Origin of the sequence: Bacillus sp. BPN334 (genome assembly GCF_008368885.1) — a bacterium.
Classification (GTDB): Bacteria; Bacillota; Bacilli; order Bacillales; family Bacillaceae_G; genus Bacillus_A; species Bacillus_A wiedmannii.
This window is the reverse complement of record NZ_QOZW01000011.1, coordinates 15,797-36,299: the sequence shown is the minus strand read 5'-3', so window position 1 is coordinate 36,299 and position 20,503 is coordinate 15,797. Positions and strand designations below refer to the sequence as shown.

Here is a 20,503-nt window from a genome sequence, read left to right as displayed (position 1 = left end):
TGAGCAAGTGAGCTCATGACTTTTTGCACTATATATATTCAGGGAACACTTTACATCCCTTTTCCTGCTCTATATCATGCCCAAAGAAAACAATTGGCTTCTCTTTTATCACAACTTCTTTTAAACGTTTAATTGAAGATAAAGCTAATTCTGAATCAAATCCAGCAAATGGCACTTCATTTTCAAAATTCTCTTTCGTATACGATGCATCAATCGTTAATAATACAGGACCGGATTTTTCTGTCTCAATTAATAGCGATTGATGCCCTGGAGTATGGCCTGGTGTATGCAATACTTGAACTCCTGGTACGACTTCATAATCCCCTTCAATGATTTTGTAGTTTAAATTCGGCAATATACATTCTTTCAAATATTCTTCGCTATGCTGCGCCGCCTCATATTCAGCACGCTGTACAATGATTGGTGTATTTATAAAAGCGCCATTTCCTCCTGCATGATCAAAATGCAAGTGAGAACTAATAATATAAAGAAGGTCATCCGGCTCATAACCAACCCGTTTTAAAATATTCACGATTCTATCTTCTTCAGTCATTTTCGGTAAAACCTGTCCTTCGACAAATGTACCGTTAAAAAGACCTTCATTATTAACTGCACTTTCTGGCATACCTGTATCTACTAAAATAGTCCCCTCTTCTGTCTCCAAAAGATAACACCATACAGGTAAGTTCAATAAATTTCCCGGTGTGAGCGTACTATTAACAGAAGAATGATCTAACATACAACGACCTGCTGGGATGAAATAAAGCTTTTTTACTGACATTATGTATCCACCTTTACATTTAATTTAAGATAAAGTAACACAGTAAATAATTCTGCTTTTTAGAAATAAACTCCTTCCACACTTTCATACCAGCATAAATAAAAAAGAGTGTACTTTTTTACATAATGGCATTTCACCATCTATAATAAAAGAGTAAATGACTCTTACTTTAATGGAGGGAATAGAAATGAAAGCAATCGGTTTACATGAATACTTACCTATTGAAGAAGAAAACAGTTTAATTGATATTGAAGTTGAAAGACCTGTTGCTACAGGAAGAGACATACTTGTTAAAATTAACGCTATTTCCGTTAACCCAGTTGATACTAAAGTTCGCTCTCCGAAAGATAAAAAAGAAGATGTAGCGAAAATACTTGGCTGGGATGCAAGTGGTATTGTCGTACAAACGGGCGAAGGTTGTACGTTATTTAAAGAAGGCGACGAAGTGTTTTACGCTGGAAGCATTACGAGACAAGGTACATATAGTGAATACCATTTAGTTGATGAAAGAATCGTTGGTAAAAAACCAAAAACGTTAAGTGATGCTGAATCTGCAGCACTTCCTTTAACAGCTATTACGGCTTGGGAAGGTTTATTCGAACGTTTGGGAATTGATTATAATAAGAAAGATACAAATACATTTAAAAACATTTTAATTATCGGTGGAGCTGGTGGTGTAGGTTCAATTGCAATTCAACTTGCGAAATGGGCTGGACTGAATGTAATCACAACTGCATCTCGTAATGAAACAATACACTGGGTTGAAAAATTCGGTGCCGATTATATCGTTAACCATCACCAACCTTTACAAGATCAAATATTAGAGTTTGGGCTAAAAGATGTAGATTATATTTTCTGCTTAAACAATACAGATCAACATTGGCAAGCAATATGTGAGCTCATTAAGCCACAAGGAAAAATTTGCTCTATCGTAGAAAATGAACACCCTCTTGAAATGGGTATTTTAAAAAGTAAAAGTGCTACATTCGTTTGGGAGTTTATGTTTACAAAAGCGATGTATGAAACTGGCGACATGATTACGCAGCACGAACTATTAAATAAAGTAAGCGAACTTTTAGATGAAGGTATTTTAAAGACTACTTTAAATGAAACATTCACACCAATTAACGCTGAAAACGTAAAGAAAGCACATGCACTGCTTGAAAGCGGAAGTACGATTGGGAAAATCGTTTTAGAGAAATTTTAATAACAAAAAGTCCGATTTTCATATGAGAAATCGGACTTTTTACTATCTTTATTTACTTGAAATCTCTTGATCATTTTGAACGTCTAACGGAGGTCGTTTCCCTATTCCGAAAGCATAGAAACTAATTGTTACGATAGCTAAGAAAACAATACCTACAACTAGTGAAATGCGCGTATCATCGTTAAACCACATTCCGATTAATACCATAATTAAAAAGGCAATTGTTAAATAGTTTGTAACAGGAGCAAATGGCATTTTGAACGGATGATCGTTCATCTCTGCCCCTTTTGCTTTTCTAAAATTAATTTGACTAATTAAAATGACGAACCATGGTACCATACCAGGAAGTACACTCGCACTATATACATATACGAATAAGTTTTTCGGTGCAATATAACTTAATACAACACCAACCGCTAAACCGATAATTACGCCAACTGTACCGAATAAAGGTACACCATTTCCAGAAAGTTTCGTGAAATATTTCGGTGCTTGTCCATTTACACCTAACGTATAAAGCATACGACCCGCACTATAAATACCACTATTACAACCAGACATTGCCGCTGTAATAACAACGAAGTTAATAAGTCCAGCTGCTGCCGTAATACCAACCTTCGCAAAAGTTGCTACGAACGGACTACCAATTGTACTTAATTGATCCCATGGATACACAGTTACAATAACGAAAATAGCACCGATATAGAATATTAAAATACGCCAAATTGTACTTTGAATCGCTCTTGTAAGTGTCTTCTTCGGATTTTTCGCTTCACCAGCAGTAATACCGATTAATTCCACACCTTGGTATGCACCAACTACAAGTGATAATGCAAAGAAGAATCCTGAAAAACCACCTGTAAAGAAACCGCCATTTGACCAAAGATTAGATATTCCAATCGCTTCTCCGCCGTTACCAATTCCAAAGAAAATAAGTCCAAATCCCGCAATAATCATTAATAGAATCGTAACGATTTTAATCATCGCAAACCAAAATTCAAATTCACCAAATGACTTAACAGAAATTAAGTTAGCTGCGCCAAGAATAACCATTGCGATTACACCTGGTATCCAAGCTGGTAATTCCGGGAACCAATATTTCATATACGCTCCAACTGCAATAATCTCTGACATCCCAACAATAACCCACTGGAACCAGTTACTCCACGCTGTCATATAGCCAGCTAGCGGATGAATATACTTATGACCGAACGTCGCAAATGAACCTGTACTCGGCTCCATATACAACATTTCACCCATCGCACGCATAATGAAGAAGATAAAAATACCTGCAATTGCATAGGCAAGCATTACTGACGGACCTGTCCATTTAATCGTGCTGGCCGACCCCATAAACAAACCAACACCAATTGTTCCGCCTAAAGCGATCATTTGAATATGACGTGCTTCTAAGCCCCTTTTCAATTCCTTGTTTGCCACTTCACTTCCCCCTCTTAGATGATTCATAGCCGCATTTTAAAACAAGATGCTTTACCTAATTCCTTTCGGCCCTGAAAATGATGAAGCAAACATCATTTTAGACTAACTTTAAAGCTATCCTAAAATCGTTTTTTGCCTCTTACAAAATTCTCAAAACCTTTCATCTTCCAATATTCTATAAATCTTAAAATTACTTACCTTATATTAATTCATTTATCTGAAAAGTTCAATTATTTTTTCGGTAAATCATTATACATAGTCTGATTAATTTTTAACTAAATTAACAATAAAATACATCTATTCAATATGATTCCGGTATGAATATTATTACAATATAAATAACCGAGGAGATTTTATCTTCCTCGATTTCATACCACATATACTTCACTAATTATAGTTTGTACTATAATTACTTACACATGCAATTAACACATCACGCAAAAATTTAATATATTAGTAGAACTACAAAGTCACTAGCTTCTACATCTCTTAATTATCACAGCTAAAAATTATTTTACCATCTCCTACTTTAGGAAAAATATCACTACACTTAAAACAATCAACAATACGCCGAAAAGCGGCAAACTTTTCTCCTCAGCTTTTATCTTCCCCTCAACAATACCTTTAATTCTTGTTCGTATATCCACTAATCATTTTCATAAAATATAAAAGAGTCTCATTAAAAAATGAGACTCTTTTACCATTTCATATTCAAATCATTTTTGAAGTTTGTTTACCTAAAATAAACACTTTAGTAAACACCATCATGATAACTACAATAGCCAGAAAATAAAGTGGCATCACCAGTAACGAGCCCGTATGAAGTTGACTCATTCCCCAAACTGTCATCGTCACAATTACATAGTACCCTAAGCTAAACAATGCTCCGGCTGTACCAATGACATCTTGAAAATCTACTAACGCTAAACTTAAACAGTTTGGTAACGCTATCCCAATTCCTAATAGCAATATAAACATCGCTACTAAAAATCCAATCATATATATTATGTTTGGATTTGATCCAAATGAATTAATAACAGTTAAGAAGATAGCTCCCCCTGTCATTACAAGACAACCGATATATATAATTTTCTCTGGTTTATAAGTAGCAAGCAATCTTTTCGAAACTTTCGCTCCAATAATAGAAGCGGAAGCAACAACAATTCCTAGAAGTCCATACATACTAGGCGATAACTGAAAGTATTCAATAAAGATAAACGGCGCTTCTGCATAATAGCTAAATAAAACACCATTCGCTCCTCCAATTAATAACCCATATGTTACTACTTTCGGATTTGTAACTAACCTCTTCAAGACTGAAAACACATTTATTTTATTCGTTACTGAGTCCGCCTTTGTTTCCGGAAGAGAAACAAACGTATACAGAAAAATTCCGACACTCATAACTACTAAACTTAAAAATACGATTTTAAATCCAAACATTTGATCAAGAAAGCCACCAATTAACGGTCCTATCGCTGGTGTAAAAGCAATGACTGCCGAGATTTGAGCAAACATAACATGCCTCTTATGCCCTTCTACACTTTCACGAAGAATCGTTTGTGTCACAACTGAGCCAGCACTTGCTCCAAACGCTTGAATAAAACGACTTAGCAATAAAACTTCAATGGAACTTGCAATAAAGCATAAGAAACTCCCAACGCCATATACAACAATTCCAAATAACATTGCCGGGCGACGGCCAATGTTATCCGATAACCACCCAATAAAAAATACACCTAAAGCAAATCCAGCAAAATACACACTAAGTGTTAACTGCACCTCATTATTACTTACGTGTAACGCCTGTGAAATGTCAGGTAAAGACGGTGTGTAAATCGTTTCACTAATTTGCGGAAATGCCACAAGAATAATCATTAACAAAAGTGATGGTACTGAGACTTTTTTCATTTTTCATACCCTCCTATAACTTTGAAAATCTCAGAAATAAAAAGACTTTCCTAAGCTACGGAACAGGAGGGGCCATTATAGAAATTCGATCATAAAACAACAAAAAAAACACCTCAATTACGTATGTTAATACTTATAGGAGGGTAATATTAACATTAATTTTTAAATATACTTTTTCAATTATATTACATATTGCGGTTCTTTTTCTAGTGTTGAGTCTTGGAGGTTTTGTAAAAAAGACAACTTGATACTACTACCTTTTTATGGAATAATTATAAATAGTTTGAATTTACAGATCTGTTTATGAAACGATAGACTAGCATATTTTAATGTCGCAAAGCTTACAAACAGGAGGCCTTTCGTAATGATTGAAATTTTAAGGACAGTAATAAATTTCCTGATTGCTCTATTCTCAGGAGAATTACCAATTGTATATTATGTGTGGATTATTACCCTATTCCTAATTCAAATAAGCCAATCTACTCTGAATTATAAACTCTTTAATAAGAAAGATAATTTCAGCACTTATACATCGGAAGGATTACTTGCTTTTATTATTTTATTATTTGGAGGTATGTTAGTATCTAAGTTACTTGCTTACATAATAGACGATCCTACTATTAGTATGACAAATGTAACACATTATTTTATTTCTCTTATTATATTAACTATATTTGTCGTCATAAGCTGTCTTAAAGATTTTATAGAAACATCTATCAAAAATAAAAATTTGTCTCTTTTTAGCTTTTTAGTAGTTTCCTTAATAACAAGTATACTTTCATTCAAATTTTTATCACTTTTAATCGAAGGTTCTTTTTCTCTTTCTAAATCTTTTATAAACACTTTAATCATTCTTGTAACTATATCAATTCCTCTATTAATTGCCTTAGAGGAAAAGTATGCAGATGAAAAATAATTCTTGAATTTATAGTTTGAAATTGAGTGTCTATTCTTTTTTAACGGTATTACTATAAAAATAACAGTCATTGAATCGAAAATTAAGCAGAAATGAGGACTACAATTGAGCATTGAACAACAATTATATGAAGCAGTGAAAAATTTAATTGAACAAAGGTATCCGCATAATTGGGGCGGAGCTGCAGCAATCCGTGTAGAAGATGGATCCATTTATACAAGTGTGGCCCCTGACGTAATAAACGCTTCAACAGAACTTTGTATGGAAACAGGTGCAATTTTAGAAGCTCATAAATTTCATAAGAAAGTTACACATTCTATTTGTCTTGCAAGGGAAAATGAGCATTCTGAATTAAAAGTATTATCACCTTGTGGTGTATGCCAAGAACGTTTATTTTATTGGGGACCAGAAGTACTATGCGCCATTACAAATTCTAAACAAGATATTATTTTCAAACCGTTAAAAGAGTTGCAGCCATACCATTGGAGCGAAGCATATCATGATGAATTTACAAAAGAATGGAGTACACGATAAAGTGAAGGTTACTCTCAAATAGCGGAGAATAAAGATTATTCACTAAAAAAGCACCGTCACAAATGACTGTGCTTTTTCTATGTAAGAGCTACTAGAAGTTTCCTTCTAGCCTACTCCCATTTATAAGTCCAAAATTGTTCAAGTTGCAGCCATTTTAACGTTGCTGCATCTTTATTTTTGATTTTTGCATGTGTTTCTTCTAACATCGCTTCTGTTTGTGAACGATGCGCACCTAGTGCAGCTAATTTATGCTCGAATACTTCACTAATATTATTTACAACATCCGGCTCACCTAATACAGCTTCGCGATTTCTCGTAATCGCAACTGCATGAATGACTGGACGTTCTTCTTTTTGCATACGTGATACAGCACGAACGACTGCGCGGCCAAATGCATCATGATCTGGATGTACGCCGTGCTCTGGATAAAATGTAATAATTCGAGATGGATTTACTTCTTGAATGATTGCTTCAATTTTATCTGCAACGAAATCAACATCTTCAAATTCTAACGTTTTATCATGAAAACCAAGCATTCTTAAATCTTGAATTCCCATCGCTTCACATGCATCTTTTAATTCTTTTTCACGGATATTTGGAATCGTTTCACGGTTAGCGAATACATTTTTCCCCATGTTACGTCCCATTTGTCCTAAAGTACCACATGCATACGTTACAGGTACTCCTTGATCTGTTAATAAGCGAATTGTTCCTCCCGCCGCAAATGCTTCATCATCTGGATGCGGAAATACAACAAGTACATGTCTCTCCATAAGTTTCCCTCCTTCTTACTTAAATGGTGTTAAGCTTAACTCAAGTGCAACTGCTAAGCGGCCTTGGTTATCATGCCCTGCTAGTAATAAACGCTCTTTATCGTCTACTTCCCAGTGCGTAATACCTTCTGCATATACCCAGCCATGATCCATTTTCAAACCAACTCGGTATGGATTCGTTCCAGTAATCTTCCCGCGCTCAAAGCGAATAATTGCATTTCGAATGAATGCTCCAACTGTCATCATCTTTTCGTTAAAGTGTGACGCATACGCTCCGTTCGTTGTTTCTAAATGAATATATACATCTTTATTTACAAAACGTTCAATTTCATTTTGAATAAGAGAACTATCTTTTACTATTTCCATCGGAATTCACCTCTTTAAACCATTTTACGCAAAAATAATGTAAATTGCTATCTCTATATTAGAGGACAACGCTCACTTTTCCTAATAATTTGCACTGTGTTTTTTATATTTTTTATATGATATGTAAAAATCATATTTTTCCCTTCACTTTGTTAAATAGTTTTCTTTCTTTTTTGAATTTGCTACAATATATTTTATCCCGTATTAATATAGCGAGATACATTTCGACAATTGAATACATACTTTAAAGAAGGTGACATGATTGGAACAATCAGCACATGAAGTAGCAAATTGGCAATATTATTTTGCAATTGCCGTATTTTTAATCACGTACGGATTTATTATTTCTGAGAAATTGAATCGTGCTGTAATCGCACTATTCGGCGCTGCTATTATGATTATTTTTGGAGTTGTAGATTTACATACCGCTTTCACATCACATATTCAATGGGAAACAATCACCCTTTTAATTGGGATGATGATTCTCGTACATATTACGAGTCAATCAGGCGTATTTGAATTTGTGGCTATTAAAGCAGCTAAGGCAGCTGGTGGAAAACCAATCCGCATTTTATTATTACTATCTTTATTAACCGCAGTTGGTTCTGCATTTTTGGACAACGTAACAACCGTCTTATTAATCGTACCTGTTACACTATCCATTACACGTATTTTAAAAGTAAACCCTGTTCCTTATTTGATTTCAGAAGTGCTATTTTCAAATATAGGCGGAACAGCAACATTAATCGGTGACCCACCGAACATTATGATTGGGTCAGCAAATAAGCATTTAGACTTTAATGCCTTTTTACTAAACTTAGCTCCAATCGTAATTATTATTTCTATTGTTACACTTGGCATTATTTACTTTATGTATCGTAACAAACTAAAAACAACACCTGAGCAAATTAAAATATTAATGGCATTGAACGAAAAAGATTATATTAAAGATCAAAGCCTCCTTTTAAAATCCATTTCAATTTTAGGACTAACTATTTTAGGCTTTGTACTTCATTCGATTATTCATGTAGACGCTGCGGTTATCGCGATGACAGGCGCTACAATTCTTATGCTAATTGGCGTAAAAGAACATGATATTGAAGATGTATTTGCCCACGTTGAATGGGTAACCATTTTCTTCTTCGCTGGATTATTCGTTCTCGTTGGCGGGTTAATTGATATCGGGCTCATTTCTTCACTCGCAAAAGAAGTGCTCGACGTAACGAACGGTGATATCGGTTTCGCTGCGATACTTATCTTATGGGTATCAGGCATTGCATCTGCAACAATTGACAATATCCCATTTGTCGCAACGATGATACCACTTATTCAAGATTTAGCTACAGGACTCGGATTATCTGTCGACTCTCCGCAAATTGAAGTACTATGGTGGGCGTTATCACTTGGGGCTTGCTTAGGAGGAAACGGAACATTAATCGGAGCATCCGCAAACGTAGTCGTTGCTGGTATTGCAAAACGTGAAGGACATGCTTTCTCGTATATGGACTTCTTAAAAATTGGTTTACCGTTAACTATTATTGCATTATTACTATCACATGTTTATATATATTTACGTTATTTAATGTAATAGTTGTAGTGGGTGAAATTATATCGATGATTCTACAGAGAATATCGACTTACCGACAAATAACGAAAATGAAAAAGGTATGCAGCTAAATTGCATACCTTTTTTTCGTTCACCAAAATATACCGATAATTGCTAATCCACCTAAAATCATACCGCCAATTTGTCCAACGATTGCTGGCGATAATTGAACACCTTTTCTCACTTCAACAACCGGTCTTTCGTGCCTTAGTTGCTGCACTTCACTTTGAAGTTGATGTACACTTCCGTGTAATTCTTTAATTAGTTCCTTCAATTCAGCGACCTCTTCATTTACTGGTTTTGCTTTTTCTAAATTCATTTTGCATAACTCCTTATAAAATCAATCAGTGCACTGTAAAATTTCGCCAATTACTGGTATATCTCCTGCATACTACATATATAATATGGAATGTATTTTTAATCTTGCAGCTCTATCCATTCCTCCCGCAATATCCCCATAATGATACGATCAAAACATTTCCCATCTCTTTGCACCGCTTCTCTCATACAGCCTTCCATCTGAAAACCCATCTTTTTATATAACTTAATAGCAGCTTTGTTATAAGAAATAACATCAAGACCGACGCGGTGTAAATTCAATTCATAAAATGCATAATTTAATATAAGATTGATTGCTTCTCTTCCATATCCCTTCCCTCTATCATTTCCCTCTCCTATACCAATGGCTAATAAACCCATTCTGTTATTCCACTCTATGCCATGAATCGCCACAAAACCAATTAAGCGATCATCTTGAACTGTCCTTACCATGAAAGAAACACTATTCGATCTTCGTCCTTTTAATAGCCCATTACTTGCTATTTCTTGTATCGATTGCGGGAATGCTACATCTGTATCTACATTTCTTAAATACTCACTATCTTCTTGCCACATAGCCATTACTTCAGCATCCGCTTCTCTAATAGCTGATAATTTAATCGTTTTATTTTGAAATAGATTCATTGTCATTTCAAACTCCCCCTTTATTAAATAACGGGGATACTTATTTCAGCCTATTTATCCCCTCGTTCTATAAACTGCTTTATACACGAGATACTTACAATAAGCGCTGACATTGGCACATCTCCTCTACATTAAATTACATTCATTGTATAATTTTTCATTTATTCTAACAATAAAAAAGACCCCCAAATTTAGAGGATCTTCCTAACAACGAATCGATATTATTTCGTAAACATTTTCTCCGCTTCATCCATTGCCATTTTGTTACCTAAAGCAGAATAGTCAAGCCATGGTTGGTCATTGATAATGTATACATGCTTGCCTTTAACAGCTTTTAAGTCTTTCCAAATTGGTGTTTCTTGAAGTTGCTTAAATGCAGCTTTTGCCTTATCATCTCCGTTTACAACAACGAAAATAGCATCTGCATCAAAGTCAGGTAATACTTCTTGTGAAATGACTTCGAAAGGACGGTTTCCATCAATTTTCTCTACACCGTTTGCAGGTTGCAATCCTAAGTCTTGGAATAAAATTGGCCCCATCGGTCTTTTCGTACTAAATACACGTAATTCTTTTGCAGTAACACGAATTGCCATTACTTTTTCGTTATTACCTAGCTCTTTATCTATTAAATTTTTTACTCGTTTTGATTGCTCTTCGTAATCTTGAATATATGTATCCGCTTCTTTCTCACGGTTTACAAGTTTACCAACTTGTTTTAAATGATCTCTCCACGTACCTTCATCTAAATTGAAAGTATGCGTTTTTGCAATTTTTTCGTATTTCGCTACATCTTTGCCAGCGTATTTTTCATCAACATAAATTTCAGATGGCTTTAATTGAAGTAATGCTTCCATATTTGGATCAGTTACAACACCAAGTTTCTTCGTATCTTTCAGTTGTTCTTTTGCATGCGGTAAGAAATCTTTTAAATCTCCACCAATTACAGAACCTACTGGTGTAATTCCTAATGCAAGTAAATCATTTGTTAAGTGAATAGACATTGAAGCAATTTTTGGGTCATTACTTTTTTCCGTTTTTTTCGTTGCCTCTTCATTAGCTTTCGTTTGACCACATGCTGCTAATACTAAAATACACATCATGCTAAATAAAATAGTAAGTTTCTTTTTCATATGTTCTCCTCTTTGAAGTATTTATTTTGTTTTTGTAAGTAAATAAAGAAAATACGGTGCTCCTAAAGCGGCCACTACTACACCAGCTGGAATAGAGTTTGGCTCAAATATAGAACGACCTATCGTATCTGCTAGCACTAAAATAATCATTCCGATAATACCAGCTAAAAGAAGAAAGTGTTGATATGTAGTACCTACTAACTTTCTGGCAATATGCGGAGCAACTAAACCGATAAAACCAATCCCTCCAGCCATCGATACACTCGCACAAGACAATCCAACCGCTGTAGCTAAAAGTAGTAACCGTTCTTTTTGAACAGAAACTCCAAGTCCTGCTGCCACACTATCACCTAGTGACAATGCATTTAACGTCTTAGATTTTAGCCATGCATATGGAGTTAGTATGAAAATCCAAGGTAATAATGCAAGGACATGAATCCAATCCCTTCCCCACACATTACCAACTAACCATCTAGAAGCGAATGTATACGTTTCATCATTTAACTTAAGAGAGAAAAATAACGAAATCGCACTAAATCCAGCTGAAACTGCAATACCAACAAGAATAAGTCGAATAGGAAGTAAACCTTTTGACCGATCACTCGCAAGTATAATAATTAAAAATGCAGCTAGCACTCCCCCGCCAAATGTAAATAACGGTATTAAAATCGATGCATTCTCATTAATAGAATGAAAGAAAGTAACAAATATAATTAGCCCGAAAGATGCACCTGAATGTAATCCGAGGATACCAGGATCGGCCAGCGCATTGCGAGATAACCCTTGCAAAATCGCACCAGAAATCCCAAGACCAATACCTGCTAACATTGTGATTATAATTCTTGGCATACGATAATCGTATAGCACTGTTGCGCTCTCAAAATCACCATAACCGAAAAGCGTTTGAATTACTTTGAGCGGCGCTATGCTCAATGTCCCTGTATTTAAACTAATTAAAATTACAGCGATACTAATACAACCGAAAATTGTAGTTACAGTAATAGCTCTCTTTTTATCCGTGTTTAAAATCTTCTTCACTTACAACTCCCTCCCAACTTTACGTGCTATATAGAGGAAGAACGGAACTCCAACAAGAGCTACCATAATTCCTATCGCAAGTTCTTTAGGAGGATTTACTGTTCTTGCTCCTAAGTCAGCTAAAACTAATAACATAGCTCCTAATAATGCTGACATAGGAATAATGAGTCGATAATTCACACCAACTAATTTTCTAGCAATATGCGGGATAACTAGTCCTACAAACCCAATAGAGCCAACAGCTGAAACAGATACACCAGCAAGAATGACTACTATAATCATCCCTAGTATTCTCGTTCGGTTCGTTTTTACTCCTAAATTCGTAGCAACATCATCCCCCATTGATATGAGTGAAATAGATCGCCCTAACACTGTCGCAAAAACAATCGTTATGAGAATAATAGGAACTAAAAATTTCAAGTGTTCCCACTTAACTCCTGCAACACCACCAGCGTACCAAAACGCTAAATCTTGGCTTAAATCATAATAAATTGCAACACCTGAACTTAACGAATGTAAAAGTGCGGCCATAACTGCTCCAGCAATCGTTAACCTCATCGGTGTTAACCCACCTGAAGTAGCCGATCCGATAATAAAAATGAGTACTGTACTTAAGACTGCTCCAATAAAGGAAACAATCATCAAATAGGAATACGGCATATGCGGGAAAAAGGCAAAACTAAGTGCTACTACAAACATCGCACCTGCATTTATTCCGAGTACACCCGCATCCGCTAAAGGATTTTGTGTTCCCCCTTGCATTACAGCCCCAGCGACTGCAAAAGCAGCTCCTACAACCGCTGCGCCAATTACCCTTGGGAGCCTTAATTCATAAATAATTTGGTGCTGCGTTAATTTCGGATTATAATCAAAAACCGCTGCCCATACTGTTTGCAAATGAATATCCTTTGCACCAAATGCAACGGCCAAAAATATAGACCCAATTAAACATAAAATTGTTAAGCTCATGAAACATATGAACTTAATATGTATCCAGCGATTATTGCTAGCATATACAGCAGGCTTATGTAACATGTTTCATTTCATCCTTTATATTCAGTTGTTTTTTATAATTATTTTTTATTTATAATTATTATTGATAATAATTATCATTTTCATTTAGATATTATATCCTCACTTTTTTTAAATAGCAAACTATTTTTTCACTTTGTTAAATATTAAAATACTTATTACAATTCCTTTCTAAAACTTACAAATACATGCAAAATAGACTACTGGCTTATTTTTAAAATTGTAGTATACTTAGTCATTATTTCGAGTTTTCTAACAAAAATATCGAAGGTGACACAATGTTCTATATAAAACAACTATTACACTTCACTTACGAGCAAGCATTATCTTGCTTATTCCCAGTCGTTATTTTCTTAACACTAGCCCTTTCAAAAATAGTTTCTATCCCAGGGTTATACCGCTACGATTTCATACTCATCGTATGTCTTCTTATGCAGTGGATTATGTACAAGACTGGGCTTGAGACGAAAGACGAATTAAAAGTAATTACTGTCTTCCACCTCATCGGCCTTCTACTAGAAATATATAAAGTACATTTCGGTTCATGGAGTTATCCGGAAGAGGCATATTCAAAAGTTTTTGGAGTTCCACTTTACAGCGGTTTTATGTACGCAAGTGTTTCAAGTTACATATGCCAAGCGTGGAGAAGATTGCATTTACAAATGCATCATTGGCCGAAAGCTATTTTTGCCGTGCCGTTAGGAGCAATGATTTACTTTAATTTTTTTACACATCATTTTTTATATGACTTTAGATGGGTGTTAACTGTTCTTTTATTCATCGTTTTCTTTCGAACATTTGTAGAATTTTCATTACGAGGTGTTACATATAAAATGCCACTCGTTCTCTCATTTTTCCTTATTGGTTTCTTTATTTGGATTGCAGAGAACATCGCAACTTTTTTCGGAGCATGGCAATATCCAAATCAACGGGAAGCGTGGAATCTCGTTCACTTAAGCAAAATTAGCTCATGGTTTTTACTCGTTGTTATTAGCATTATGATTGTTACACAACTCAAACTTTTGAAGGAGTCCAAAAATAACGCTGATTATGTAAAAACAGGTAGCCCATCACTCATTAGAGAGTGATGGGCTTTTTTAATAATATTTTTTAAACCGTCCTTATCAAAGGAGTTATAAATTACAAGAGCATACGCAATTGCACATTATGAACTAGTACTAGCAGAAGATGTTGCAGCAGATGAAGCAGCAATCGTTGCCATCATAGCTGCCTGTTGTGCTTGTATGAGGACTTCTATCATAGTTTGTAAACCTGTGTTGGTAGCTTTACTTTCCTCACCTTTCTGACTTACGAACAGTTGAATAGCAATAAGAATATTCGCATCTGTATGCCAACGGAATAATTTCTCTCCCTGCAATTTTTCAATCAACGCTTTAATAGCATGAACCTCTTTTTCTCCATCCTCAAGTAACGCTAGTAGCCCGATAGCTGGGTAATGCATCTGTTTCACTTTAACTTTTTCTTGTTTTAACAACTTCCATATGTTTGTACATGTTGCAACTAACATTTCTTCACGGACATCCTTCTTTAGTGAGAGGATATGACTTAAAAACTGAAGATCATTCCCTTTACGCAAACCAGCTTTCGCTAGTTTCTGATACAGACGTTCTACTCGGTCCATAAGTGTTTCTACATTCTCTGATTGTCCTGCTAGTAAAACTGCGAGCGGATAATCATTTGTACCTGTAAGAAAAAGATGATCCTCTTTCATGCGTTTATATACTTGCATCGAACGCTGAATGTGCGTGCCATGCTGTTCATTTTCTTCTGTTAAAAGCACAGCAGCTGCGAGATAAGTAAATATACTTCGGCTAAAACCACCAGCAACCAATTGTTCATATAAATCTAAAAACTTCCGAAAAGCTTTCTTGTAATCTGTAAAGTGAATATCTAATGTTGCGGCCACAACAAAGCGATGATAAGACTTTAAGTATGAAAACATCCCTACCTGATTCTTAATATAACTACTAATTTCTAAAAAACGTCCGAGATCTAACAATTTATCACTACCTGCATACATAGCAGCAATCATCATTCCTGTTCGAGAATCACTCGTTTTCCATTTTAGTTCTCCCTTTATCTGTGCATATGTATGTGTGTATTGCTCCAACTTTTGTTCTAATGTAATCATAGTATTCACCCCTATTTCTAGTTCTTCTCTATTATTATACTTATATTTCATACAGATTTTGCAACCTTATTTTTGTATTATCTTCAATATTTTTCTATTATGTAAAACAAAAAATAATAACTATTCCTACTTCATCAGTATCACGATGATAATCGTTCATAATCCTTCAAAAAGTTCAACAACAAAAAAAGATAGATAATAAATTATCTATCTTTTTTTGTCTTTATATTATTTAACATTACACCTGTATTGTGAAAAATAAGATTGTAACTACTTACACCTCAATTTTCACAAAACATCTGTGATTTCGTTTTTCATATGCAATTAAAACTAAAGAGCCTTAATAATACGTTCCATCGCCTTCATTTGCCCAATATGATCAGCTTCATGATAAAGCATCATACCGTATAGCTCTCCTACTGTTTCCAATCCTAGGAATGGCTCTGGCAGTTTATTTTCAAATGCTTCTGCTGGAATTTCGTTAATACGTTTAGCTTGTTCTTTTAATTGAGCCGTTAACACTTCTAACGATGGTCCTTCTGTTTTCCATTTAGACGGTCTTGATCCATACCCAAACATACCTGGATATTCAGTTGGTAATTGTTTAAATTCTTTTCCAAACATGAAAACTTCTGCTGCCGTTAACACGTGACCAATATGCCAACGAATTGTATTGTTAAAACCCTCTGGCTGTGTATCTACAGTTTTATCATCTAACGTTTCCATAAATTTAAGCAGTTCCCCGCGCGTTATTTCAAATTGTTTTAAGCCAACTAGTCTATTCATTTTATCGTTCCCCTTCTTCATGTACCATTTATTATGAACTAAGAATGTTCAACTTATTAAAGTTTCACCTTGTTTAATATATCAGAAACGATTAAGAAATACATCTAATATGCCTAGTAAAAATAATAAAAAGGTTCACCTCTCGTACATATAGAATTACTTACTACACAAATAGTTTAGTAAATAAAAGAGGAGTGTTAATTTCATGTTACATATTTTAAAACAACAATATAATCTTATTAGCTCTACAAGAGAAACTCTATTTACATTTTTGGAAGAAATTCCACTAGAAAAATTACATAGCACTGTTCCTAATTTCGGGAGCGGTAGTATTATAAAGACGCATATTCATGTAGCCGATTGCTATTAATACTGGCTTGGATCATTTGCATTCAAGCAAAAACGAGCAGATTTTTCATTCGCTAGTGATTATGAAATTGAGCATGCAGATGTGGAGAAAGTCCGTGCTAGATTTAAGTTAGTAGATGAGACTGTACAAAACTTTTTAGATGAATACAATGACCGTTGGCTCGAAAATATAGCAAATGAAGTGAAATGGCAAAAAGAACCTTGGAGTACAACACCGATATGGCTTTTAACTCATACAGAGACACATGAGTTTCATCATAAAGGACAAATTGTATCTATGGCTCGTCACCTTGGGTACACTCCTCCTGATACAGACCTTAGTTAATTCGATTATAAAAAAACTTGTTGATACATTTTGTTGTGTATAAAACTTTTATCATTTGTTTTAGGTATACCATATCATTATAAAATTCATGTAACATCAAAGTAAGACACATACTTTTCAAACAATACACAAAATAAAACTCTTCTTCCATGTAGAGCAAAAATATTTATATACTCTATCACCAAACTTAAGGAGAAATTTATAATGAGATTAGAGAGTGAAAGAATTTATTTAAGACCTCTTTGCGAACTAGATGCCCCAATTATATTAGAAAGTACGATGGATACAGAGATACGTTATATGACTGGAACCAAACCTACTTTTTCATTGGAACAAATAAAGACACATATAGCTCATATAAATAATGATTCGAGTCGCTATGATTTCGCTATTTGTTTACAAAGCAATGACGAAATGATTGGAGAGTTGTCGATTTTAGATATCGATGAGGAGAACAAAAGAGCAGGATTCAGAATATCAATGCTTTCAATAGCACTAACAGGACAAGGATATGGAACTGAAGCTATTACAATTGTTTTAAAATTTGTTTTTGAACAACTATATTTAAATCGGTTACAGTTAGAAGTATTTAGCCATAATTTACGCGGAATTAGAGCTTATGAAAAGATTGGGTTTGTAAAAGAAGGAACCTTACGTCAATCTTTATTTTATAACGATACATTCTCAGATGAAATTATTATGGCGATACTTAAAAGTGATTATAAAGAGATGTCATTGTAAATAACTGTTCTTAAACTATTAACAACTTGAAAGAACCTTACCACACTAAAATGCAATAAGGCTCTTTCATTTTTATATCAAATAACAACTCTTAACTCATGTATTATATTAATACCAAATTGTCTCCGCATAATTATATGCATCACTATTCGGAATGGCATGTTTCCCTTGTGCTTGTGCCTTTCTTGGATCTAAATCATATACCATTGGCGTATAACATGATGTTTGCCCTTTATTCACAACACCATTTCCTCCAGCACTTCCGCAAGTATATGCCTTTCCATCGGTTTTTCTGACTATCCTTGCATCAGCTTCGTTATTATAAACCGCTGCACGAGTTACAGTAACCTTTGCCCACGCTGTTTTACACGTCGTGCTAAATTTTAATTCCACATATGAATTAGAATCAATCCACTTCTTTTCTTTCGTTACTGCTGATTGATCACAGCTATTGTAGTAAGGGCTTTTCCCATCATATGAATGGTCTTCTGCAAATGCTTTATCATTATTCGTCGTACTAAAAACACTAGTTATGACGAGCAATGCCAGACAAAGACATGCGCTTACCTTTTTAAAAAGCTTCATAGAATTCCACTCCTTTATTAATAACGTCCAGTTTTCCCGTAACCATTATTAATCGTCACCGCTTCGGCATCAGCCGTATAACCAAAATCAGCAGTTAAATCAAATACCATTCCTGTATACGTGTTCGTTTGACCTGTTTTTATTGCTCCATTACCACTATTAGAGTCTACTGATTTTTGAAATACACCGTTTTTATATTTATTAATAACAGCGTAAGCATATATCCCTCCAGAAACGGAAGGTGCTGGTTGATCTAAAACAAGCTTAGACCATGCTGCGTGACATTTATTACTGTAACGTAAATACACTGTCCCTACTTTTTTACTACCCTCATACACCGCTGTAGACTTTGCATTAAATCCATCTGCATCACACGTTGTACTGCCTCCGTATACTTTCGTTGTAGCCGGATTTTTTCCGTCATAGTAACTACTTAAATCAGTAGCTGCAAATGTACTTCCTTGAAAACTAAATAATACACCTACACTCGCTACACTTAACACACATACTTTCATTAACTTTTTAAACATTGCAAATCTCCTCCCCAAAAATAAGTACGTATCATAAAAACAAGCTATACCGCTATGTAAGCCCTCCTTTCATGCTTCCTAGAGGCATCTTACAGAAACGGATAAACGTTGTAAATTTCCTTATGATTATTGGAATATACGAAGAATTTTACTTATCTGTCTAAGAAAAAAAGTTGAGAAATACACATTTTATAGCATTCTTTATTTAAAACATAAAAGAACCGATACTTGTTACATGCAAGCATCGGTTCTTTATACAAAATTGCCATTTTTTCTTTTATATAAAATAAATATTTCTCCACTTAATCTGTTGTAAAAAACTCCCTCGTCACATCAATAAATTGCTGCAGTGGCGCTGTCATCCATTTATCTTTATGCCAAGCAATTTGTGTATAAATCGGTGAAATTGCATTTTCTAAATGTAACTCTTTTATCGTTCCCTCTCGTATATCTTTTTCTACTACTATCGCGGGTAAAACTGCTATACCTAAATCTGCAATAACACATTGTTTAATTGCCTCGACACTAACGAACTCAATTTTATTTGCTGGATACACATCTTCTGTACGAAATAGCTCTTCAAATAAAGTTCTATACGAGCAACCGAGTTCTGTTAACAAAAGTGTTTCCTTCTCTAAATCTTTTGTAGAAACGGAAGTTTGCTCGAGTAAATAATGCCCTGAAGCAGCTACTACTTTTAATTCTTCTTTCATAAGCGGCTCCACATGTAAAGCATCTTCTGTTTTACATTCGTCCAAAATAAAGGCAAGATCGACTTTTCCCTCCATCAATTGTTCCCTCGCATCTTTATTGGAATGTGCTGGTTTAAATATAAGCTTTATTTGAGGAAATTGTGCTTTAAACCTCTTTAATATAGAAGGAAGTCTATATGTACATTGGCTTTCTTGCGCACCGATTATTAACGTACCTGCTATTTCCTCATCATCTTTCACAGCCATTTTAGCTTCGTTACTGAGTGCAATCATCTTGTCGGCATATAGTTGAAACTTTCTGCCTGCTTCAGTTAAAAAAAGACGTTTTCCTAATCTTTCAAATAACGGCGTACCTAACTCTGCTTCTAACGTTTTAATTTGCGCCGTTACACTCGATTGAGCAAAGTTTAATTTCTTCGCAGTTTGCGTAAAATTCAAAGTGTCCGCTGCTACTTTAAATGTAATTAATTGTTTTATCTCCATTTATCGTCCCTCTTTTCAATCGATATTCCCGATTGATTTCATCGAAATAATCCTCTTTGTCTATTGATATTTGTATTGTATGATAAAGAGCATCGACAAACAATAAAAATGGAGGGATTCCA

The 20,503-nt window shown here is 34.7% G+C and carries 21 protein-coding genes and 1 pseudogene; 7 read left to right on the top strand and 15 right to left on the bottom strand.

Features of this window, described 5'->3' with window-relative positions; genetic code table 11:
- Nucleotides 1-28: 28 nt before the first annotated feature.
- Nucleotides 29-781, bottom strand: coding sequence for a quorum-quenching N-acyl homoserine lactonase AiiA (aiiA, locus tag DN393_RS17285; protein WP_149173714.1), 753 nt, complete (start codon nucleotides 779-781; stop codon nucleotides 29-31).
- 187 nt (nucleotides 782-968) lie between these two features.
- On the opposite strand from aiiA, the gene DN393_RS17280 reads away from it, so the two are divergent.
- Nucleotides 969-1,988, top strand: a complete 1,020-nt coding sequence (locus tag DN393_RS17280; protein ID WP_149173713.1) for a zinc-binding alcohol dehydrogenase family protein — start codon at nucleotides 969-971, stop codon at nucleotides 1,986-1,988.
- A 48-nt stretch (nucleotides 1,989-2,036) separates the two neighbouring features.
- Here the strand turns inward: DN393_RS17280 and DN393_RS17275 are convergent, their stop codons facing one another.
- Both DN393_RS17275 and DN393_RS17270 read right to left on the bottom strand, forming a co-directional pair.
- Nucleotides 2,037-3,428 (bottom strand): amino acid permease, encoded by a 1,392-nt coding sequence (locus DN393_RS17275; protein ID WP_149173712.1) that lies wholly within the window; start codon nucleotides 3,426-3,428, stop codon nucleotides 2,037-2,039.
- Between the two features lie 711 nt (nucleotides 3,429-4,139).
- Entirely contained in the window at nucleotides 4,140-5,339 is a 1,200-nt protein-coding gene (locus tag DN393_RS17270; protein WP_149173711.1) for a multidrug effflux MFS transporter, read from the bottom strand.
- Nucleotides 5,340-5,703: 364 nt separating this feature from the next.
- Here DN393_RS17270 and DN393_RS17265 point away from each other — a divergent pair, with 364 nt between their 5' ends.
- Together DN393_RS17265 and DN393_RS17260 are read left to right on the top strand one after the other, a co-directional pair.
- The gene (locus DN393_RS17265) at nucleotides 5,704-6,255 is read left to right on the top strand and encodes a DUF5823 family protein (RefSeq protein ID WP_064475943.1); all 552 of its coding nucleotides are present in this window, start codon (nucleotides 5,704-5,706) and stop codon (nucleotides 6,253-6,255) included.
- 105 nt (nucleotides 6,256-6,360) lie between these two features.
- Nucleotides 6,361-6,789 carry a cytidine deaminase gene (locus DN393_RS17260; protein WP_064475944.1) on the top strand — a complete coding sequence of 143 codons (429 nt, stop codon included), beginning with the start codon at nucleotides 6,361-6,363 and terminating at the stop codon, nucleotides 6,787-6,789.
- Nucleotides 6,790-6,899: 110 nt separating this feature from the next.
- On the opposite strand, the gene bshB2 is transcribed toward DN393_RS17260, so the two are convergent.
- Both bshB2 and DN393_RS17250 read right to left on the bottom strand, forming a co-directional pair.
- A complete protein-coding gene (bshB2, locus tag DN393_RS17255; protein ID WP_000439468.1) occupies nucleotides 6,900-7,562 on the bottom strand; it encodes a bacillithiol biosynthesis deacetylase BshB2 in 663 nt (220 codons plus the stop codon).
- A gap of 15 nt (nucleotides 7,563-7,577) precedes the next feature.
- On the bottom strand, nucleotides 7,578-7,928 hold the full coding sequence (locus DN393_RS17250; protein WP_000407039.1) for a YojF family protein: 351 nt from the start codon (nucleotides 7,926-7,928) through the stop codon (nucleotides 7,578-7,580).
- Between the two features lie 262 nt (nucleotides 7,929-8,190).
- Here DN393_RS17250 and DN393_RS17245 point away from each other — a divergent pair, with 262 nt between their 5' ends.
- On the top strand, nucleotides 8,191-9,516 hold the full coding sequence (locus DN393_RS17245; protein WP_088047457.1) for an ArsB/NhaD family transporter: 1,326 nt from the start codon (nucleotides 8,191-8,193) through the stop codon (nucleotides 9,514-9,516).
- Between the two features lie 109 nt (nucleotides 9,517-9,625).
- Here DN393_RS17245 and DN393_RS17240 read toward each other — a convergent pair whose 3' ends face one another.
- From DN393_RS17240 to DN393_RS17220, 5 genes are all read right to left on the bottom strand, one after another.
- Complete coding sequence (locus tag DN393_RS17240; RefSeq protein ID WP_001047302.1) at nucleotides 9,626-9,853, bottom strand: coiled-coil domain-containing protein; 228 nt, start codon at nucleotides 9,851-9,853, stop codon at nucleotides 9,626-9,628.
- Nucleotides 9,854-9,951: 98 nt separating this feature from the next.
- The gene (locus DN393_RS17235) at nucleotides 9,952-10,503 is read right to left on the bottom strand and encodes a GNAT family N-acetyltransferase (protein WP_064475946.1); all 552 of its coding nucleotides are present in this window, start codon (nucleotides 10,501-10,503) and stop codon (nucleotides 9,952-9,954) included.
- A gap of 215 nt (nucleotides 10,504-10,718) precedes the next feature.
- On the bottom strand, nucleotides 10,719-11,627 hold the full coding sequence (locus DN393_RS17230; protein ID WP_103655111.1) for an iron-hydroxamate ABC transporter substrate-binding protein: 909 nt from the start codon (nucleotides 11,625-11,627) through the stop codon (nucleotides 10,719-10,721).
- Between the two features lie 21 nt (nucleotides 11,628-11,648).
- On the bottom strand, nucleotides 11,649-12,665 hold the full coding sequence (locus tag DN393_RS17225; RefSeq protein ID WP_088107058.1) for a FecCD family ABC transporter permease: 1,017 nt from the start codon (nucleotides 12,663-12,665) through the stop codon (nucleotides 11,649-11,651).
- A complete protein-coding gene (locus tag DN393_RS17220; protein ID WP_149173710.1) occupies nucleotides 12,666-13,700 on the bottom strand; it encodes a FecCD family ABC transporter permease in 1,035 nt (344 codons plus the stop codon).
- Nucleotides 13,701-13,975: 275 nt separating this feature from the next.
- Between DN393_RS17220 and DN393_RS17215 the strand changes: the two genes are divergently transcribed.
- Nucleotides 13,976-14,785: a DUF817 domain-containing protein gene (locus DN393_RS17215; RefSeq protein ID WP_149173709.1), complete on the top strand. Its 810-nt coding sequence runs from the start codon at nucleotides 13,976-13,978 to the stop codon at nucleotides 14,783-14,785.
- 77 nt (nucleotides 14,786-14,862) lie between these two features.
- Here DN393_RS17215 and DN393_RS17210 read toward each other — a convergent pair whose 3' ends face one another.
- Both DN393_RS17210 and DN393_RS17205 read right to left on the bottom strand, forming a co-directional pair.
- Nucleotides 14,863-15,900, bottom strand: a complete 1,038-nt coding sequence (locus tag DN393_RS17210) for a DUF4003 domain-containing protein (RefSeq protein WP_149173708.1) — start codon at nucleotides 15,898-15,900, stop codon at nucleotides 14,863-14,865.
- A 279-nt stretch (nucleotides 15,901-16,179) separates the two neighbouring features.
- On the bottom strand, nucleotides 16,180-16,656 hold the full coding sequence (locus DN393_RS17205; RefSeq protein ID WP_141669124.1) for a DinB family protein: 477 nt from the start codon (nucleotides 16,654-16,656) through the stop codon (nucleotides 16,180-16,182).
- A gap of 184 nt (nucleotides 16,657-16,840) precedes the next feature.
- On the opposite strand from DN393_RS17205, the pseudogene DN393_RS17200 reads away from it, so the two are divergent.
- A pseudogene (locus DN393_RS17200) lies at nucleotides 16,841-17,329 on the top strand (DinB family protein).
- Nucleotides 17,330-17,533: 204 nt separating this feature from the next.
- Entirely contained in the window at nucleotides 17,534-18,070 is a 537-nt protein-coding gene (locus DN393_RS17195; protein WP_064475952.1) for a GNAT family N-acetyltransferase, read from the top strand.
- Between the two features lie 108 nt (nucleotides 18,071-18,178).
- On the opposite strand, the gene DN393_RS17190 is transcribed toward DN393_RS17195, so the two are convergent.
- The 3 genes from DN393_RS17190 to DN393_RS17180 form a co-directional block, all read right to left on the bottom strand.
- Entirely contained in the window at nucleotides 18,179-18,655 is a 477-nt protein-coding gene (locus tag DN393_RS17190) for a DUF2690 domain-containing protein (protein WP_060631718.1), read from the bottom strand.
- A 17-nt stretch (nucleotides 18,656-18,672) separates the two neighbouring features.
- Nucleotides 18,673-19,185, bottom strand: coding sequence for a DUF2690 domain-containing protein (locus DN393_RS17185; RefSeq protein WP_149173707.1), 513 nt, complete (start codon nucleotides 19,183-19,185; stop codon nucleotides 18,673-18,675).
- Nucleotides 19,186-19,487: 302 nt separating this feature from the next.
- Nucleotides 19,488-20,381: a LysR family transcriptional regulator gene (locus DN393_RS17180; RefSeq protein ID WP_064475953.1), complete on the bottom strand. Its 894-nt coding sequence runs from the start codon at nucleotides 20,379-20,381 to the stop codon at nucleotides 19,488-19,490.
- Nucleotides 20,382-20,503: the final 122 nt, after the last annotated feature.

Coding starts and splice junctions, on each gene's coding strand:
- aiiA (WP_149173714.1), bottom strand. CDS start 781: ATGTCAGTAAAAAAGCTTTATTTCATCCCAGCAGGTCGTTGTATGTTA.
- DN393_RS17280 (WP_149173713.1), top strand. CDS start 969: ATGAAAGCAATCGGTTTACATGAATACTTACCTATTGAAGAAGAAAAC.
- DN393_RS17270 (WP_149173711.1), bottom strand. CDS start 5,339: ATGAAAAAAGTCTCAGTACCATCACTTTTGTTAATGATTATTCTTGTG.
- DN393_RS17265 (WP_064475943.1), top strand. CDS start 5,704: ATGATTGAAATTTTAAGGACAGTAATAAATTTCCTGATTGCTCTATTC.
- bshB2 (WP_000439468.1), bottom strand. CDS start 7,562: ATGGAGAGACATGTACTTGTTGTATTTCCGCATCCAGATGATGAAGCA.
- DN393_RS17250 (WP_000407039.1), bottom strand. CDS start 7,928: ATGGAAATAGTAAAAGATAGTTCTCTTATTCAAAATGAAATTGAACGT.
- DN393_RS17240 (WP_001047302.1), bottom strand. CDS start 9,853: ATGAATTTAGAAAAAGCAAAACCAGTAAATGAAGAGGTCGCTGAATTG.
- DN393_RS17235 (WP_064475946.1), bottom strand. CDS start 10,503: ATGACAATGAATCTATTTCAAAATAAAACGATTAAATTATCAGCTATT.
- DN393_RS17230 (WP_103655111.1), bottom strand. CDS start 11,627: ATGAAAAAGAAACTTACTATTTTATTTAGCATGATGTGTATTTTAGTA.
- DN393_RS17220 (WP_149173710.1), bottom strand. CDS start 13,700: ATGTTACATAAGCCTGCTGTATATGCTAGCAATAATCGCTGGATACAT.
- DN393_RS17215 (WP_149173709.1), top strand. CDS start 13,976: ATGTTCTATATAAAACAACTATTACACTTCACTTACGAGCAAGCATTA.
- DN393_RS17210 (WP_149173708.1), bottom strand. CDS start 15,900: ATGAAATATAAGTATAATAATAGAGAAGAACTAGAAATAGGGGTGAAT.
- DN393_RS17205 (WP_141669124.1), bottom strand. CDS start 16,656: ATGAAGAAGGGGAACGATAAAATGAATAGACTAGTTGGCTTAAAACAA.
- DN393_RS17195 (WP_064475952.1), top strand. CDS start 17,534: ATGAGATTAGAGAGTGAAAGAATTTATTTAAGACCTCTTTGCGAACTA.
- DN393_RS17190 (WP_060631718.1), bottom strand. CDS start 18,655: ATGAAGCTTTTTAAAAAGGTAAGCGCATGTCTTTGTCTGGCATTGCTC.
- DN393_RS17185 (WP_149173707.1), bottom strand. CDS start 19,185: ATGTTTAAAAAGTTAATGAAAGTATGTGTGTTAAGTGTAGCGAGTGTA.
- DN393_RS17180 (WP_064475953.1), bottom strand. CDS start 20,381: ATGGAGATAAAACAATTAATTACATTTAAAGTAGCAGCGGACACTTTG.